14 protein-coding genes, 1 tRNA gene and 1 pseudogene are annotated in these 17078 nt (G+C 71.9%); 6 read left to right on the top strand and 10 right to left on the bottom strand.

The features are described from left to right. Window positions 1-91: 91 nt before the first annotated feature. Complete coding sequence (locus tag ACIRPX_RS36460; RefSeq protein ID WP_404203374.1) at window positions 92-1102, bottom strand: LacI family DNA-binding transcriptional regulator; 1011 nt, start codon at window positions 1100-1102, stop codon at window positions 92-94. 312 nt (window positions 1103-1414) lie between these two features. Between ACIRPX_RS36460 and ACIRPX_RS36455 the strand changes: the two genes are divergently transcribed. The 5 genes from ACIRPX_RS36455 to ACIRPX_RS36435 all read left to right on the top strand — a co-directional run bounded on the left by ACIRPX_RS36455 (window position 1415) and on the right by ACIRPX_RS36435 (window position 8344). Next, window positions 1415-2725, top strand: a complete 1311-nt coding sequence (locus ACIRPX_RS36455; protein ID WP_404203372.1) for an ABC transporter substrate-binding protein — start codon at window positions 1415-1417, stop codon at window positions 2723-2725. A 92-nt stretch (window positions 2726-2817) separates the two neighbouring features. Further along, a complete protein-coding gene (locus ACIRPX_RS36450) occupies window positions 2818-3813 on the top strand; it encodes a carbohydrate ABC transporter permease (protein WP_404203370.1) in 996 nt (331 codons plus the stop codon). Window positions 3814-3825: 12 nt separating this feature from the next. Continuing rightward, window positions 3826-4746 carry a carbohydrate ABC transporter permease gene (locus ACIRPX_RS36445; RefSeq protein WP_404203368.1) on the top strand — a complete coding sequence of 307 codons (921 nt, stop codon included), beginning with the start codon at window positions 3826-3828 and terminating at the stop codon, window positions 4744-4746. Between the two features lie 146 nt (window positions 4747-4892). Further along, window positions 4893-6332, top strand: coding sequence for a GH1 family beta-glucosidase (locus ACIRPX_RS36440; RefSeq protein ID WP_404203366.1), 1440 nt, complete (start codon window positions 4893-4895; stop codon window positions 6330-6332). A 131-nt stretch (window positions 6333-6463) separates the two neighbouring features. Further along, window positions 6464-8344, top strand: a complete 1881-nt coding sequence (locus tag ACIRPX_RS36435) for a propionyl-CoA synthetase (protein WP_404203364.1) — start codon at window positions 6464-6466, stop codon at window positions 8342-8344. An 11-nt stretch (window positions 8345-8355) separates the two neighbouring features. Here the strand turns inward: ACIRPX_RS36435 and glpK are convergent, their stop codons facing one another. Then, the gene (gene glpK / locus ACIRPX_RS36430; protein WP_404203362.1) at window positions 8356-9870 is read right to left on the bottom strand and encodes a glycerol kinase GlpK; all 1515 of its coding nucleotides are present in this window, start codon (window positions 9868-9870) and stop codon (window positions 8356-8358) included. A 49-nt stretch (window positions 9871-9919) separates the two neighbouring features. Continuing rightward, entirely contained in the window at window positions 9920-10687 is a 768-nt protein-coding gene (locus ACIRPX_RS36425) for an IclR family transcriptional regulator (protein ID WP_404203360.1), read from the bottom strand. Between the two features lie 142 nt (window positions 10688-10829). On the opposite strand from ACIRPX_RS36425, the gene ACIRPX_RS36420 reads away from it, so the two are divergent. Continuing rightward, window positions 10830-11309: an ATP-binding protein gene (locus tag ACIRPX_RS36420; RefSeq protein ID WP_404203357.1), complete on the top strand. Its 480-nt coding sequence runs from the start codon at window positions 10830-10832 to the stop codon at window positions 11307-11309. Between the two features lie 161 nt (window positions 11310-11470). On the opposite strand, the gene ACIRPX_RS36415 is transcribed toward ACIRPX_RS36420, so the two are convergent. The 7 genes and pseudogenes from ACIRPX_RS36415 to ACIRPX_RS36385 all read right to left on the bottom strand — a co-directional run bounded on the left by ACIRPX_RS36415 (window position 11471) and on the right by ACIRPX_RS36385 (window position 17047). Further along, window positions 11471-11544, bottom strand: a tRNA-Pro gene (locus tag ACIRPX_RS36415). A 123-nt stretch (window positions 11545-11667) separates the two neighbouring features. Beyond that, window positions 11668-13005 (bottom strand): MFS transporter, encoded by a 1338-nt coding sequence (locus tag ACIRPX_RS36410; protein WP_404203355.1) that lies wholly within the window; start codon window positions 13003-13005, stop codon window positions 11668-11670. Window positions 13006-13101: 96 nt separating this feature from the next. After that, on the bottom strand, window positions 13102-13458 hold the full coding sequence (locus ACIRPX_RS36405) for an MmcQ/YjbR family DNA-binding protein (protein ID WP_404203388.1): 357 nt from the start codon (window positions 13456-13458) through the stop codon (window positions 13102-13104). 54 nt (window positions 13459-13512) lie between these two features. Further along, window positions 13513-14037 (bottom strand): annotated as a pseudogene (locus ACIRPX_RS36400) (GNAT family N-acetyltransferase); the annotation flags it as partial. A gap of 8 nt (window positions 14038-14045) precedes the next feature. After that, window positions 14046-14630, bottom strand: coding sequence for a helix-turn-helix domain-containing protein (locus ACIRPX_RS36395; protein ID WP_404203353.1), 585 nt, complete (start codon window positions 14628-14630; stop codon window positions 14046-14048). 81 nt (window positions 14631-14711) lie between these two features. Continuing rightward, a complete protein-coding gene (locus ACIRPX_RS36390) occupies window positions 14712-15614 on the bottom strand; it encodes a LysR family transcriptional regulator (RefSeq protein WP_404203351.1) in 903 nt (300 codons plus the stop codon). 239 nt (window positions 15615-15853) lie between these two features. Next, window positions 15854-17047, bottom strand: a complete 1194-nt coding sequence (locus tag ACIRPX_RS36385) for a glycine C-acetyltransferase (protein WP_404203349.1) — start codon at window positions 17045-17047, stop codon at window positions 15854-15856. Between the last annotated feature and the right edge of the window lie 31 nt (window positions 17048-17078).

Raw genomic sequence — 17078 nt, 5'->3', positions numbered from 1 at the left:
CTCATCCGACAGGATCAACTCGGCCTTCGGCCGCCCAGTACGCGCCACCCCACAACCCTACACATCTGAACAGAATTCCTGACTCAGAAGACTAGGCCGACTCCCGCACCACCAGCTCCGTGGGCAACATCAACTGCTGCCTCCCCGCCCCCTGTCGGGTGATCTCGCCGAGGATCCGGACCATCGTCCGGCCCAGCTCCTCCACCGGCTGGCGCACCGTCGTCAGGGGCGGGTGGGCGTAGCGGGCGAGGGAGTCCTCGAAGCCGATGACGGCGACGTCGCCGGGCACCTGCCGTTGCCGGCGGCGGAGTTCTTCCAGGGCGCCGAGGGCCATGAGGTCGGAGGCGGCGAAGACGGCGTCCAGATCGGGGACGCGTTCAAGAAGCGAATGCATGGCCCGGCTGCCGCTCTCCCAGCTGAAGTCACCCGTCTCGACCAGGACTTGGCTTGCCTGCACACCCGCTTCGTGGTGGGCGGTGCGCCAGCCTTCGAGGCGGGCGCGGCCGACGTCCATGTCCAGGGGGCCCGCGATCGTGGCGATCTTGGTGCGCCCGCCGTCGAGCAGGTGCCGGACGGCCTGCGCCGCGCCGCCGGCGTTGTCGGCGTGGACGTAGGACAGCCGCTCGCCGACGTCGCGGCGGCCGGCCAGCACGGTGGGCAGGCCCATGTCCTCCAGCATCGCGGGCAGCGGGTCGTCGGCGTGGACGGAGACCAGCAGGACGCCGTCCACGCGGCGGGCCGCCACCGACTCGGTGAGCTGCTCGCGCTCGGCCTGGTCGCGGACGAGCATCAGCTGGAGCTGCGTCCGGTTGTCGGCGAGCGCCTCGCTGACGCCCCGGATGAGCGCGGCGAAGAACGGTTCCGAGCCCAGGCGGCTCGCGGACTCCGGGATGACCAGGGCCACCGCGTTGGTGCGGCTGGTGACGAGGCCGCGGGCGACGGTGTTGGGGACGTAGTTGAGTTCCTTGATCGCCGCCAGGACCCTGGCCCGTGCGTCGGCGCTGACCAGATCCGAGCCGTTGACGACCCGGGAGACCGTCGTCCTGCCCACTCCCGCGCGGGCGGCGACCGTCTTGATCGTCGGACGGCGATTCCCAGCCATGCGCTCCCCTCCCGGTGGCCGCGGCGGCGTACGCCGCGCTGGTGACCAGCACCGATTCTTGCAGACGCCGCTGCCGGCCGGGCCTCGCACCGGGCAGGAGGAAGGGGCACGCGGCCGGGCTCATCGCTCCTCGTCGCTTTCAAGTCATTGACAGATCGGCTTGTTGCGGTGAGTCTGCCATGCATCGGTGGGAACGTGCCCACCTTTCTTTTGGGCATCAATGGGCACGTTCCCACCCCTCATCAGAGCCGCACCAGTCGTCGCAAAGCGTGTCATTTCGTCGCGCCCGCGCCGCCGCCTAGGAGGAAATCCATGAGCAGTCCCGTTTCGTTCGGCAGAAAGAGGCTGGCGTCAGCGCTCGCGGCCGTCGGTGCGCTGGCACTCGTCGCCGGCTGCGGCAGCGGCGACGGCTCGGCCACGGGCGGTGGCAAGAAGGACGGCAAGACCGTCATCACCATGGGCATGTTCGGGGTGATGGGCTTCAAGGAGTCGGGCCTGCTCGAGCGGTACGAGAAGGAGCACCCCGACGTCCGGATCAAGGCCGAGATAGCCGGCGACGAGCAGACGTACTACACCGCGCTGCAGACCCATCTCGCCGCGGGCAACGGCCTCAAGGACATCCAGGGCATCGAGATCGGCCGCGCCAAGGAGATCACCGAGACGCAGGCGGCCAACTTCGCCGACTTCTCCGGGACGCCGGGCACCGACCACTTCCTGCCCTGGAAGCAGTCCCAGATCACCACCAAGGACGGCAAGGTGCTGGGCCTCGGCACCGACGCGGGCCCGATGGCCGTGTGCTACCGCAAGGACTACTTCGCCAAGGCCGGCCTGCCCACCGACCGCGAGCAGGTCGGCAAGCTGTGGGCGGGCGACTGGAAGAAGTACGTCGAGGTCGGCCGCACCTTCAAGAAGGACTTCAAGGGCGGCCACGTCTCGTACATGGACTCCGTCAGCGGCCTGTTCAACGCCATGGTCTACGGCTACCCGCAGCAGTACTACGACGAGAACGGCGACCTGATCTACGACAAGAACCCGGTCGTCAAGCAGGCCTGGAACCTTGCCGCGGACGCCGCCGACGCCGGGCTGAGCGCCAAGCTGCGCCAGTTCCAGCCCGGCTGGGACCCGGGTCTGGCCAACGGCACCTTCGCCACCGCGGTCTGCCCGGCCTGGATGCTGAGCCACATCAGCGAGAAGGCCGGCGCGGCGAACAAGGGCAAGTGGGACGTCGCCCAGGCCCCCAAGGGCGCCAACTGGGGCGGCTCCTTCCTCGGCGTGACGGAGAAGAGCCCGGTGAAGGCGGAGGCGCAGAAGCTCGTCGCCTGGCTGACCGCGCCGGAGCAACAGGCCTACATCTTCAAGAAGCTGGGCAACTTCCCGTCCTCCCGCACGGCCCTGGAGCGGGACGACGTCAAGAACGTCACCTCCGCGTACTTCAGCGACGCGCCGATCGGCCAGATCTTCGGTGCCGCCGCGCGGGAGATCCCCGACAAGCAGGTGCTCGGCCGCAAGGACGGCACGATCAAGGACACCTTCACCCAGGGCCTGGCGCTGGTCGAGCAGGGCCAGGCGCGGGACAAGGCGTGGAAGACCACCGCCGAGCGCATCGACAAGGCGGTCGGCTGACCCCCGGGCCCTTCGACACCCCGGGCGCGTCCGCACCCCGCCGGGCGCGCCCGGGGCCCGGCTCGGTCATCCGCTCTCAGGAAGGAACTCCGGTGGCCACCTCCACCACCCGCGCCCTGGCCGGCGAGGAGCCGACCGGTCCGCCCGTGACGTCCCCCGGCGGCACGTCGGGCCGCCGGCGCAGCGCGCTGCTGCACCGGCTCGACCTCAAGGGCGCGCCGTACGCGTTCGTCGCGCCGTTCTTCGTGGTCTTCGCCGCGTTCAGCTTCTACCCCCTGGTCTACACGGCCTGGATCTCCCTGCACCACGTGGAACTGGCCACCCTCGGCTCCATGCAGTGGGTGGCGTTCGACAACTACGTCGACCTGTTCAAGGACTCACGGTTCTGGAACGCGCTGCAGAACACCGTCACCATCGGCGTCATCTCCACGGTGCCGCAGCTGCTGATGGCGCTCGGCATGGCGCACCTGCTCAACTACCGCATGCGCGCCTCGCTGTTCTTCCGCGTGGCGTCGCTGGTGCCGTACGCCACCTCGGTCGGTGCGGCGGCCCTCGTGTTCACCATGCTCTTCGAGCGCGACTTCGGGATGATCAACTGGGTGCTCAGCTGGTTCGGCGTCCACCCGCTGGACTGGGAGGCGAACAAGTGGCCCGCCCAGGTGGCCATTTCGACCATGGTGATCTGGCGCTGGACCGGCTACAACGCGCTGCTGTACCTGGCGGCCATGCAGGCCATCCCGGCCGAGCGCTACGAGGCGGCGTCCATCGACGGCGCCTCGCGGTGGAAGCAGTTCACCCATGTCACCGTGCCCGGGATCCGCTCCACGATCGTCTTCACCATCGTGCTCTCCACCATCGGCGCCACCCAGCTCTTCGGTGAACCGCTGATCTTCGGCCAGGGGCCCAACGGGGTCACCGGCGGCGCGGCCAACCAGTACCAGACGCTGGGCCTGCTGCTGTACGAGGAGGGCTGGAAGAACTACCAGATGGGCCGTGCCGCGACCGTCGCCTGGGCGATGTTCCTGCTGCTCGTCCTTGTCTTCGTGGCGCAGCGGCTGATCAGCCGGCTGCGCACCCGCACGCCCTGACCAGGAGCCGTCATGACCGTCAACTCCCTTCCGGTCCGCACGGACAGCCCGGTCCGGACCCCTGCCCCGAAACCGTCCGGCGGCGGCCGCCGGCTGCTGCGTGTGCGCGCCGGCCGCCAGCACCACATCGGCCCGCTCGGCTACGTCCTGCTCGCCGTCATGGCGATCGTGTCGATCTTCCCGCTGTACTGGACGATGGTGGCGGCCTCCACGGACAACACCCGTGTCAGTCAGACGCCTCCGCCCTTCCTGCCGGGCTCCAACCTGTTCCACAACCTCGCCCGCGCCTGGGACGAGGCGGCCATGGGCAAGGCCATGGTCAACAGCCTGATCGTGGCCGGGGTCATCGCCCTGTCCACGGTGCTGTTCGCGACGCTGGCCGGCTTCGCCTTCGCCAAACTGCGGTTCAGGGGACGCACCATCCTGCTGACGCTGGTGATCGGCACCATGATGGTGCCGCCCCAACTCGGCGTCGTACCGCTGTTCATGATGATGGCCGAGCTGGGATGGGCGCAGCAGCTGCCCGCCGTCATCTTCCCCACCCTGGTGAGCGCGGTCGGGGTGTTCTTCATGCGGCAGTACCTCGCCGAGGCCCTGCCGGACGAGCTCGTCGAGGCCGCCCGGGTGGACGGAGCGCACTCGCTGCGCATCTTCTGGAGCATCGTGCTCCCGGTCGCGCGGCCCGCGATGTCCGTGCTGTTCATGATCACGTTCGTGCACGCCTGGAACGACTTCTTCTGGCCCTTCGTGGTGCTCGACATGACCAACCCGACCGTGCCGGTCGCGCTCACCCAGCTCAGCGCCGGCTACGTCCGCGACCAGTCGCTGATCATGGCGGGCGCGCTGCTCGGCACCCTGCCGCTGCTGGCGATGTTCATCGTCTTCGGCCGCCAGATCGTCAGCGGGATCATGGCCGGCGCGGTCAAGGGCTGACCGTCTCCCCCGGCGCGGTGGCAGGGCCGGCCCACGCCAAGGGCGCGGCGCCGGCCTCCCCCACCGGCCCGGCGCCGAGGCACCGGTCCCACCCCGCCCGTATCCCTTCGCACCCCGCGACACATCCACCCCATGAGAGGATCCACGTGGTCACCGCAGCACGACATGGCGGCCCTGCCCCGGACGCGGCACGCGTCTTCCCCGACGGCTTCCTTTGGGGCTCCGCGACCGCCTCGTACCAGATCGAGGGCGCGACGGCCGAGGACGGCCGCACCCCCTCCATCTGGGACACCTACGCGCACACCCCCGGCCGCGTCCGCAACGGCGACACCGGCGACATCGCCACGGACCACTACCACCGCTGGCGCGAGGACGTCGCGCTGCTGGCCGAACTCGGCCTCGGCGCCTACCGGTTCTCCCTCGCCTGGCCCCGGATCCAGCCGACCGGCCGCGGCCCGGCCGTCCAGAAGGGCCTGGACTTCTACCGCCGTCTCGTCGACGACCTGCTGGCCAAGGGCATCACCCCGGTGGCCACGCTCTACCACTGGGATCTGCCGCAGGAGCTGGAGGACGCGGGAGGCTGGCCCGAGCGGGTCACCGCCGAGCGGTTCGCCGAGTACGCGGCCATCGCCGCGGACGCCCTCGGGGACCGGGTGAGGATCTGGACCACGCTCAACGAGCCCTGGTGCAGCGCCTTCCTCGGCTACGGCTCCGGTGTCCACGCCCCCGGCCGCACCGACCCGGTCGCCGCCCTGCGGGCCGCCCACCACCTCGGCCTGGGGCACGGCCTGGCCGTGCAGGCGCTGCGCGCCGCGCTGCCCGCAAACGCCCAGTGCTCGGTGACCCTCAACTTCCACGAGGTCCGCCCGCTCACCGGCGGCGACGCCGACACCGACGCCGCCCGCCGGATCGACGCCCTCGCCAACCGGGTCTTCACCGGCCCGATGCTGCAGGGCGCGTATCCGGAGGACCTGCTGAAGGACACCGCGGCGCTGACCGACTGGTCCTTCGTGCGCGAGGGCGACCTGGAGCGGATCCACCGGCCGCTGGACTTCCTCGGCGTCAACTACTACACGCCCACGCTGGTTTCGCAGGCCGACGGCAGCGGCACGCACAACGCGGACGGGCACGGCAGGAGCACCCACAGCCCCTGGCCCGGCGCGGACCTGGTCGCCTTCCACCAGCCCCCCGGCGACACGACGGCCATGGGCTGGGCGGTGGACCCCACGGGTCTGTACGACCTCCTTCGCCGGCTGTCGTCCGCGTTCCCCGACCTGCCGCTGGTCATCACGGAGAACGGAGCGGCCTTCGACGACTACGCCGACCCGTCCGGCCGGGTGAACGACCCCGACCGGATCGCCTACGTCCGCGGCCACCTGTCCGCCGTGCACCAGGCCATCAAGGAGGGTGCGGACGTGCGCGGCTACTTCCTGTGGTCCCTGCTGGACAACTTCGAGTGGGGCTACGGCTACAGCAAGCGCTTCGGCGCCGTCTACGTCGACTACCCCACCGGCACCCGCATCCCCAAGGCCAGCGCCCGCTGGTACTCCCAGGTGGCCCGTACCGGCATCCTGCCGGGCGCCTGACCGGACCCGGCGACGGCATGCCCGCCGTCACGGTGCCGCGGCACACTGTTCGTGATCGTGTCCGCACCCGACACTGGAGCGGTGGACGGTCCGCGGCGGCGGGCGTCCGGAGTCGTGGAAAGGATCGCACCGTGGGAGAACATGCGAGGAACTACGAGCGCAGCCTGGCGGATCCGGACGGCTACTGGCTCCGGACCGCCGGGCTGATCGACTGGGACGTCGAGCCGACCCGCGCGCTCGACGAGACCCGGGCGCCGTTCCACCGGTGGTTCCCCGACGGCCGGCTGAACACCTGCGCCAACGCGCTCGACCGGCACGTGGCACGCGGCTTCGGCGAGCGCACGGCACTGATCTGGGACTCGGCGATGGTGCCCGCCAAGCGGTCGTTCACCTATCGCGAGCTGCGCGACGAGGTCGCCCGGGTGGCGGGGGCGTTGCGGGCGGTGGGGGTCGGCAAGGGCGATCGTGTCGTCGTCTACATGCCGATGGTGCCCGAGGCCGTGATGACGATGCTGGCCTGTGCCCGGATCGGCGCCGTGCACTCGGTGGTGTTCGGCGGGTTCGCGCCGAAGGAGCTGGCGGCACGCATCCAGGACGCGCGGCCCAAGGTCGTCGTGGCGGCGTCGTGCGGGATCGAACCGACGCGGGTCGTGGCGTACCAGCCGGTCCTCGACGAGGCGCTGGGGATGGGCGAACACCGGCCCGACCACACGCTGATGCTCCAACGCGACACCCTGCGGGCCGAGCTGGGTCCCGGATACCTCGACTGGGACGACGTCGTCCCCGCGGCGGACCCGGCGGACCCGGTCTCCGTGGCGGCCACCGAACCGCTCTACATCCTCTACACCTCCGGCACGACCGGTAGGCCCAAGGGGGTCCTGCGGGACACCGGCGGCCATGCCGTCGCGCTCGCCTGGTCGATGGGCGCGATCTACGACGTGCACGCCGGCGACGTCTTCTGGACGATCTCGGACGTCGGCTGGGTCGTCGGCCACAGCTACATCGTCTACGCCCCGCTGCTGGTCGGCGCGACCACGGTCGTCTACGAGGGCAAACCGGTCGGCACTCCGGACGCGGGGGCGTTCTGGCGGATCGTCCAGGAGTACGGGGTCAAGACGATCTTCACGGCGCCGACCGCGATCCGGGCGATCAAGAAGGTCGACCCGAAGGCCGCCGAGGTCGCCGCGTACAACATCTCGTCCCTGGCCGCGCTGTTCCTCGCGGGCGAGCGGCTGGACCCGGAGACGCTCCAGTGGGCCTCGGAGGCCCTGGGTGTGCCGGTCACCGATCACTGGTGGCAGACCGAGACGGGCTGGCCGATCGCGGCGAACCCGCGCGGGCTGGAGCCGATGCCGACGAAGCCGGGTTCGGCCACGGTGCCCGTGCCGGGGTGGGACGTCCGCGTGGTCGACGCCGAAGGACGGCCGCGGGAGCCCGGGCACGAGGGCGAGATCGTCATCAAACTCCCCCTGCCGCCAGGCGCGTTGGCGAGCCTGTGGGGCGACGACGACAGGTTCGTGGAGTCCTATCTCAGCCGCTTTCCCGGCTACTACCACACCGGCGACTCCGGATACATCGACGACGACGGCTATCTGTTCGTGATGGGCCGCACCGACGACGTGATCAACGTGGCCGGACACCGCCTGTCCACCGGCGCGATCGAGGCGGCCCTCGCCACCCATCCCGCGGTCGCCGAATGCGCGGTGATCGGTGTTCCCGACCCCCTGAAGGGTCATGTCCCCTTCGGCCTGGTCGTCCTCAAGGCCGGCGCCGCACCGGACGACGACGAGCTGCGGACCGAGCTGATCGCAGCCGTACGGCGCGACGTCGGGCCGGTGGCGGCCTTCCACGACGTGGCGATCGTGCCGGCCCTGCCGAAGACCCGCTCGGGCAAGATCCTGCGCAGGACGATGCGGGGGATCGCCGACGGCCGCGACGAGGCCGTACCCCCGACGATCGAGGACGCCTCGGTCCTCGACGCGCTGAGGCCGGTCCTGCGGGACCGGCCCTGACCACCGGTCCGTCAGGAGGTCCTGGGCGGCCGGACCCACCCCAGGGACCGCTCGACGGCGAGCTTCCAGCTCTCGTACTCCCACTCCCGTCGTTCGGGTTCCATGTCCGGCAGCCACTGGGCGGCGCGGTGCCAGTTGCGGCGCAGGACCTCCAGGTCGGGCCAGTAACCGGCCGCCAGGCCGGCCGCGTAGGCGGCGCCGAGCGACACCGTCTCGGCGACCAGGGGCCGTACGACGGGAACGTCGAGCACGTCGGCGAGGATCTGCATGAGCAGGTGGTCGGAGGTCATGCCGCCGTCGACCTTGAGCTGTTTCAGGGCGAGTCCGGCATCGGCGTTCATGGCGTCGACGACCTCGCGGGTCTGCCATCCGGTGGCCTCCAGCACGGCCCGGGCCAGATGCCCCTTGGTGATGTACGAGGTGAGGCCGACGATGACGCCACGGGCGTCGCTGCGCCAGTGCGGTGCGAACAGACCGGAGAACGCGGGAACGATGTAGCAGCCGCCGTTGTCCTCCACGGTGCGCGCCAGGGTCTCGATCTCGGGCGCGGTGTGGATCAGGCCGAGCCGGTCGCGGAACCACTGGACCAGCGATCCGGTCACGGCCATCGGGCCTTCCAGCGCGTAGATCGTGGGCTGGTCCGCGATCTTGTAGGCGACGGTGGTGAGGAGCCCGTGCTGGGAGCGCACGAGGTCGGTGCCGGTGTTCATCACCAGGAAGCTGCCGGTGCCGTACGTGCACTTGGCCTCGCCCGGCGAGAAGCAGGTCTGCCCGAACAGGGCGGCCTGCTGATCGCCGAGCGCGGCCGTGATGGGCACGCCCGGGAGCAGCGCGCGGGCCTCGCCGTACCGTTCCGCCGAGGAGCGGATCTCCGGCAGCATCGCGCGTGGCGCGCCGAAGAAGTCCAGCAGCTCCTTGTCCCAGGTCAGCGTGCGGATGTCCATGAGCATGGTGCGGCTGGCGTTGGTGGCGTCGGTGATGTGCACGCCGCCGTCCGGGCCTCCGGTGAGGTTCCAGACCAGCCAGCTCTCCATCGTGCCGAACAGCACCTCGCCGTCCCGGGCGCGCTGCTCCAGCCCGTCGACGTGGTCGAACAGCCAGCGGATACGGGGCGCGGAGAAGTAGGTCGAGGGGGGCAGGCAGCAGCGTTCGAGGAAGTACTCGTCCCCGGGCTGCCGCCGCAGTTCGTCGACGAGGGGGGCGGTGCGGGTGTCCTGCCAGACGATCGCCTTGCCGAGGGGTACTCCTGTCCGCCGGTCCCACAGCACCGTCGTCTCGCGCTGGTTGGCGATGCCCATGGCCGAGATCTGCGACGCGTCGATCCCGGCGTTCGACAGGGCCTCGGGCACGACGCGCTGCAGGTTGCGCCAGATCTCGACGGCGTCGTGCTCCACCCAGCCGGGACGCGGGAAGTACTGCTGGTGCTCGCGCTGGGCGACCGACACCAGCCTCCCGCCGTGGTCGAACAGGATGCACCGCGTGGAGGTGGTGCCCTGATCGATGGACATCACGTACCGCTCAACCATGATCGGCCCTGCCTTCCGGTGTGTCGCGGAGGTGCTGGGGGCTGGGGGCCTACCAGCGGGCCGCACCCAGGTCTCTGGAGATCGCGCGTGCCGCCTCCCGCAGCACGGTGATCAGCGCCGGTTGAGGCCGGCCTTTGGTGTCGCAGATCCGCTCGACGGCGCCGGACACCCCGATCGCGCCCACCACCAGACCGCCCTGGCCCCGGATCGGCGCGGCGACTCCGGCTTCGCCCATGCTCATCTCCTGCACCTCGGCGCCCCAGCCGAGATCGCGTATCTCGGCCAGCGCCCGGTCGAGGCTCTCCGGGTGGACCAGGGTGTGCCGGGTGTACGCCTCCGGTTCGGCCTCCAGCACGGCGTCGACGGGCGTGACCCCGTAGGCCAGGAGCACCTTGCCCAGCGAGGAGGCGTGCAACGGCAGCAGCGCTCCGACGTCCAGGGTCTGCAGCGTGTCGTCCGGCCGGAAGACGTGGTGGATGACGAGCACCTTGCCCTCCAGGGGCGTGCCCAGGCGTACGGCCTCCCCGCTGCGGGCGGCCAGTGCGTCGGCCCAGTTGATGGAGCGCGAACGCAGTTCGTTGATGTCGAGGTAGCTGGTGCCGAGGTGCAGCAGGGCCGCCCCGAGCTGGTACTTCCCGGTCTCCGGGTCCTGCTCCACGAAGTCCACGTGCTGCAGGGTGCGCAGGATTCCGTGGGCGGTGCCCTTGGCCAGGCCGAGCGACGACGCGACCTCGCCCAGCCCCATGCGACGGGATCCCCCCGCGAGCAGGCGCAGGATCGCCGCGGCTCGTTCGATGGACTGGACCGGTCCGGCCATGACGCGATGGTAGTCCGGGTTGTCCTTGTGCGGGACTGTCGTTCGGTAATGCCGACCGCGATTCGTTGACCTGTCGCGTTTCCCTCCCTAGCGTGCCGTCACGTCCGGCCCACGGCCCTCAGCGTTTCCCCGAGGAGGAGACATGACGACAGCGCAGCTCACCGCCGCGCCTCGGGGGGAAGCTGAGCACGTCTTCGCGCTCCCGCACGACCCGGGGGCCGTCCGGGCCGTACGCCGACGTGTACGTACCGTCCTCTCCGACTGGCACCTGGACGCGGACAGCACGGAAGACGTACTGCTCCTGGTCTCGGAGCTGCTCACCAATGCGATCGTGCACGCCCTGCCCCCGGCGACACTCCGGCTCTCGCGCACCGAGCTGGAGGGCAGCGGCGCCGTGCGGGTCGGGGTGACCGACAGAGGGCCCGCGGACCCGGCCGGCCTCTCGCCCTGTCCCCTCGACCCGGACGAGCACGGCCGCGGCCTCGGCATCGTCACCGCGCTCGCGGCCCGCTGCGGCGTGGACGTGCACTCCGGCGAGACCGACCGGTGGGCCGAGCTGCGGGTCGGGCTCGCCGCCCCGGGCGACGTGCTGGACCAGCCTGCCGGAGTCCGGCTCACTTGAGAGAGTGAGCCGGGAGCGGATGCCCGCTCCATGCGGGCGGTGTGCGGCCGGCGGCCGGTGACGAGCGGGAAGGTGGCGGCGGTCGTGCGGGTGAGCAGGGGAGCCATGAGCACGCAAGAAGGGCCCTCCCAGGCTGTCGCCGGGGAAGACCCCTCGCACCGTCGGGACGACAGGATTTGAACCTGCGACCCCTTGACCCCCAGTCAAGTGCGCTACCAAGCTGCGCCACGTCCCGGTGCCTGTCTGACCTGGGGTTTCCCCCGGCCGGACGTGCACAGAAACCATACCGCACTCGGGTCGGTGGTCGTGCATGGCTTTTGGGCGGCGCCCGCCCGCGCCGGTCATCCCCCTCGGGCCGTCAGCCGGCCGTCGGCTCGGCGCAGGGCCGCTCGCGCGGCGAACCGGGTGCCGAGATCGGCCTCGCCGCGTCGGCGCGGATCAGGTCGCGGATCGCCGGGACCGCGAGCAGGGCGACGGGGACGGCGAGGCTCATCGCCGCGGAGACGAGGAGGACGTGGCCGGCGCCCAACGCGGTGGCCGCGGGGCCCGCCAGGGCCTGCCCGACCGGCATCATCGCCAGCGACCCGGCCACGTCGTAGGCGTGGATGCGGTTGAGGACGTCGGGCTGGACCTGCGTCTGGACGCTGGTGGCCCACATGACGCCCCAGAAGGACATGCCGGCACCGGCGGCGGCCGCTCCGGCCGCCATCAGCGGGACACCGAGACCCGCGCCGACCGTCGCCGGGAAGCCGGCGAAGGCGAAGAGGGAGATCGCTCCGGCGCGGAGCATGCGGCGGGGGCGCAGACGCAGGGCGAGCAGGCCGCCGACCACCGTGCCGCCGCCGAGGGCCGAGTTGACCAGGCCGTAGGCGCGTGGGCCGTGCTGCTGGACCACCTCGGTGGCCACGAGCGGGACCGTCGGCCCCCACACGGCGATCATGTAGACGCACCAGACGGCGATGACGCCCCACAGCCACGTACGGGACCGGAATGCGTGCCAGCCCTCGATCAGGTCGGCGCGGAACGCGCCGGAGCCGCCGTGGCCCGGCGCGCCGGTGCCCGGGGCGAGCGGGGGCAGGCGGAGCGACAGCAGGCACAGGGCGCTGATCGCGTAGGTGGCGGCGTGGGCCGCGAAGACGCCGCCCGGAGAGGCGAAGCCGACCAGCAGGCCCGCGGCGGCCGGGCCGGCGAGCTGGGCGGCGGACTCGGCGATGCGTATCGCGCCGTTCGCGCCCTGGACGTCGGAGGCGAGCCGGGGCACCGTGCTGGCGACGCCGGGCTGGAAGACGGCGCCCGCGACACCGTTGGCGAAGCCGATGGCGCAGATCTGCCAGAGCACGACGTGGCCGGAGGAGAACAGCGCGGCGGCGACGGACTGCGTGCCGAGGCGCACCAGGTCGGCGCCGATCATCAGTTTGCGGGTGCTGAAGCGGTCGGCGATGACGCCGCCGAAGACGACCAGGCCGGCGAAGGCGGCGGCCGTCGCGGCCATGGCGAGTCCGACCGCGCCGGCCCCGTAGCCGTGTTGCAGCAGGCCTGCGGCGAGGGCGACGGGGAGCATCGTGTCGCCGAGCCGGGCGACGGCGCGGGCGACGAAGAACAGGCCGAAGTCCCGGGACCACACCGGGTATCGCCCCGCCGGTCGCCACGCCGTCGCGCCGGCGGCGATGTCACGGCCGTCCTGACCCGCGCTCACCCTGTACGTCCCCTCCCCGCCCGGGGGCCCCTTCCGCCCCGGCTCCCGCTCCCCTCCCGAGCATGCCACGCGCCACCGACGACGCTCGACGCGTTTTCACTCCCGTGGGACGCCCAGCTCCGGGTAGGCGTCGAGCAGCCGGGACGGGGCCGCCTGGCGCCAGGAGTCGGCCAGGATGTCGCGCAGTTCGGTCTCGTCCTCGACGGCGGAGAGGCGGGCTCTCACCCAGGCGAACATCGCCTCGTGGTCGGCGATCCAGAACTTCCTCGGCTCGGCCAGCACCAGTTCGTCGCGCTCCTCCTTGGGACAGCGCACGGCGATGGACGTCTCGTCCTCGGGCAGCGTGGCGAACATCTTGCCCGCGACCCGGAAGGTGGGCATGCTCCAGGCGATCTTCTCCGTCGTGTCCGGCAGGGCGAGGCAGATACGGCGTACGTCTTCGGCGTCCGGCATGTCCAGCACCGTAGCCGCTGCCACTGACAATGACCTGGTCGGAGCGGACGGGCAGGGTGCGGACGGGCTCAGTTTCTTGAAGTAGATCGACGTCGGGCGCAGGGCGCCGTCCGGCGCGGCCGCGTAGTCCGGTATGGCACCGATCCGGGTCCAGCCCGCCGCGTCGTAGAGGCGCTCGGCGGGGCTGCCGGTCTCGGTGTCGAGGTGCAGGAGCGTGATGCCGGCCGCGGCCGCCGCCGTCTCGGCGGTGGCCAGGAGGCGGCGGCCGAGACCGCGGCCCCGAGCGTCCCGGTGCACCATCAGCTTGACCAGTTCGGCGCGGTGGCGGCTGTTGGGTTTGTCCGGGAAGGCCAGGGTGACGGTGCCCAGCACCCGGTCCCCGTCCTGTGCCGTCCACACCGCGAGCTGCCCGGCGGCGACGCCCGTCGCGCGCTCCTTCCACCAGGCGAGGGCCTGCGCCCGGTCGAGCGGTGCGAGGAAGCCCACCGAGGCGCCGCTGTCCACGGTGTCGACGAGGAGGTCCGCCAACTGCTCCACGCGCGCGTGCGGTTCACCGGCGGCCAGGCGGGTCACGGTCACGTCCGTGGTCACGGCAGCACCACCGCCAGCACGTAGCGCACGTCCTCGTCTCCCGCGCACCGGAACCGCGTCGGCCCCCACACCCGCAGCCGCAGGCAGTCCCCGGTGGCGAGGTGGTGCTCCACGTCCCGCGCCGTCACCGCGAGCGCCCCCTCCAGCACCCAGATGTGCTGTTCCAGGCCGGGCACGGGCGGGCGGTCGTAGGCGATGTCCGCCCCCGCGGACAGCCGTCCTTCCACGAGTTCGCCGCGCAGTCCGGCGTGCGGGGGCGAGACGGACCGCCGTACGAAACCGGAGGCCGTGTCCTGCCAGACCTGCTGTCCGGCGGCCCGCACCAGCTGGGCGGGCTCCGCCTCGACCTCGCTGAGCAGCTGGGACATGGTCCGTCCGTAGACGCCGCACAGGCGGTTCAGGAGGGAGGCGGTCGGGCTGATCTCCGCGCGTTCGGCGCGGGAGAGGGTCGACCGGCTGACGCCGCTGCGCTCCGCCAACTCGCCCAGGGACCAGCCCCGTTCGGCCCGCAGCTCGGCCAGCCGGCCACCGAGCCGGGCATCGACGGGATCCGGCCCGGCGCCGGCGACATCCTGTTTCATATCCGGGATGCTATCCCATATCAGGGATGGAATAGCAGGGGTGAAACAGAAAGGACGGAGCGGCAGGACGGAGGCGGGCTTCTACGCCCGCGCCGCCTCGCCCAGCGCCGTCAGCACCGGGCGGATCAGCGGATGCTCCTCCGCGCCTCGCCGTACCGCCGCGAACACCCGCCGGGTGGGCGCCACCCCGTCGACGGGCCGTACGACCACGCCCGTCAGGTCCGTGCCCCGCAGGGCCGAACGCGGGACCAGTGCCACGCCCGCGTCGGCGGAGGCGAGCGCCACGACCGCGCGGAAGTCGTCCGAGGAGTGCTCCAGGCGGGGCTGGAAGCCGGCCGCCTCGCAGGCCAGCACCACCACCTCGTGGCAGGGATTGCCGGGGTAGGGGCCGATCCACGGGTCCTTGGCCAGCTCGGCCAGCGGCACCTCGGCCGCGTCGGCCAGGCGGTGGGTGACCGGCACGACGGCGTCGAAGGGCTCGGCGTAGAGCGGGACGTGGGTCAGGCGCGGATCGTCGGCCGGTGGCGCACCCCGGTACTCGACCGCGACGGCGACGTCGACCTGCCGGTCCAGCACCATCGGCAGGCTGGCGTCCCCCTCGGCGTCCTGGACGCGGATGCGGATGCCGGGTGCCGACTCGGCGAGGCGGGCCAGCGCGGGAGCGACGACCTGGGCGATGCCGGTCGCGAAGGAGGCGACGGTGACGGTGCCGGCGGCGCCCGAGCCGTACGCGGCGAGCTCCGCCTCGGCCCGCTCCAGCTGGGCGAGGACCGCGTTGGTGTGGCTGAGCAGGATCTCGCCGGCCGGGGTGAGCCGTACGCCCTTGGCGCCGCGTTCGACCAGCCGGTGGCCGGTCTCCTGCTCCAGTGCCGTCAGCTGCTGGGAGACCGCGGAGGGCGTGAGGTACAGCGCGGCGGCAGCCGCCGTCACCGTGCGGTGGTCGGCCACCGCACGGAGGATGTGCAGCCGCCGCGCTTCGATCATGGGTCCGATTATCGCAAGCCGCGCGCGGAACCCGGTACGCACGCGGCTCACCGGCCCCCGCGGGGCTCGGCGGACGCCCGGCGCACCGGCGCCACGGAGGCCGGTACGCGCTCTGCCCAGACCCGTGGCCCCCGGGCACGCGGCACACGGCACGCGGCACGCGGCACGCGGCACGCGGCACGCGGCGGACGCTCGGCCGCCCGCTCCGCGGAACCCGGCGGAGCGCTCAGCCCTCCAGCTCAGCCCTCCAGCTCGGCCCGCGCGGCGACGAACGCGTCCACCGCCCGGTTGACGTCCTCCGTCGAGTGCGCCGCGGACAGCTGGACGCGGATGCGGGCCTGGCCCTGCGGGACCACCGGATAGGAGAAGCCGATCACGTACACGCCGCGCTCCAGGAGCAGCTCCGCCATGCGGCCTGCCACCGACGCGTCGCCGATCATCACGGGGGCGATGGCGTGGTCGCCGGGGAGGATCTCGAAGCCCTCCTCCACCATCCGGCGGCGGAACAGCGCCGTGTTCCCGGCGAGGCGGACGCGCAGGTCGTCCGCCGACTCCAGCAGGTCGAGGACCTTGAGGGAGGCCGCGGCGATCACCGGGGCGAGGGTGTTGGAGAACAGGTACGGCCGCGAGCGCTGGCGCAGCAGGGCCACGATCTCGGCGCGCGCGGCGACGTAGCCGCCGGAGGCGCCGCCGAGCGCCTTGCCGAGGGTGCCGGTGATGATGTCGACGCGGTCCATGACACCGTGCAGCTCGGGGGTGCCGCGACCGCCGGGGCCGACGAAGCCGACGGCGTGCGAGTCGTCGACCATGACCATGGCGTCGTAGCGGTCGGCGAGGTCGCAGATCTCCGCCAGCGGGGCCACGTAGCCGTCCATGGAGAAGACGCCGTCCGTGACGATCAGCCGGCGCCTGGCGTCGGCCGCGTCCTTCAACTGCTTCTCCAGGTCCGCGAGATCACGGTTGGCGTAGCGGAAGCGGCGGGCCTTGGACAGGCGGATGCCGTCGATGATCGACGCGTGGTTGAGGGCGTCGGAGATGACCGCGTCCTCGGGGCCCAGCAGCGTCTCGAAGACGCCGCCGTTGGCGTCGAAGCAGGAGGAGTAGAGGATCGTGTCCTCCTGGCCGAGGAAGGCCGACAGGCGCGCCTCCAGCTCCTTGTGCACCTCCTGGGTGCCGCAGATGAACCGGACCGAGGCCATGCCGTAGCCCCAGCGGTCCAGGGCCTCGTGTGCGGCGGCGACGACCTCGGGGTGGTCGGCCAGGCCGAGGTAGTTGTTGGCGCAGAAGTTGAGGACCTCGCCGGGGCGGCCGCCCGCGGTGACGTTCACGGTCGCGGACTGCGGGGTGCCGATCACGCGCTCGGGCTTGTGCAGGCCGGCGGCGCGGATCTCGTCGAGGGTGGCGCGCAGGTCGTCACGCACGGAGTCGAACATGGGGGAAGCTCCTAAAAAGCCGTCGCCGAAA

It is taken from the genome of Streptomyces sp. NPDC101225, assembly GCF_044767585.1.
Lineage (GTDB): Bacteria > Actinomycetota > Actinomycetes > Streptomycetales > Streptomycetaceae > Streptomyces.
Note: the sequence above shows the minus strand (reverse complement) of the source record. Positions and strands in the feature narration are given on the sequence as shown.

Coding starts and splice junctions, on each gene's coding strand:
- ACIRPX_RS36460 (WP_404203374.1), bottom strand. CDS start 1,102: ATGGCTGGGAATCGCCGTCCGACGATCAAGACGGTCGCCGCCCGCGCG.
- ACIRPX_RS36455 (WP_404203372.1), top strand. CDS start 1,415: ATGAGCAGTCCCGTTTCGTTCGGCAGAAAGAGGCTGGCGTCAGCGCTC.
- ACIRPX_RS36445 (WP_404203368.1), top strand. CDS start 3,826: ATGACCGTCAACTCCCTTCCGGTCCGCACGGACAGCCCGGTCCGGACC.
- glpK (WP_404203362.1), bottom strand. CDS start 9,870: ATGGTTGAGCGGTACGTGATGTCCATCGATCAGGGCACCACCTCCACG.
- ACIRPX_RS36425 (WP_404203360.1), bottom strand. CDS start 10,687: ATGGCCGGACCGGTCCAGTCCATCGAACGAGCCGCGGCGATCCTGCGC.
- ACIRPX_RS36420 (WP_404203357.1), top strand. CDS start 10,830: ATGACGACAGCGCAGCTCACCGCCGCGCCTCGGGGGGAAGCTGAGCAC.
- ACIRPX_RS36405 (WP_404203388.1), bottom strand. CDS start 13,458: ATGCCGGACGCCGAAGACGTACGCCGTATCTGCCTCGCCCTGCCGGAC.
- ACIRPX_RS36395 (WP_404203353.1), bottom strand. CDS start 14,630: ATGAAACAGGATGTCGCCGGCGCCGGGCCGGATCCCGTCGATGCCCGG.
- ACIRPX_RS36390 (WP_404203351.1), bottom strand. CDS start 15,614: ATGATCGAAGCGCGGCGGCTGCACATCCTCCGTGCGGTGGCCGACCAC.
- ACIRPX_RS36385 (WP_404203349.1), bottom strand. CDS start 17,047: ATGTTCGACTCCGTGCGTGACGACCTGCGCGCCACCCTCGACGAGATC.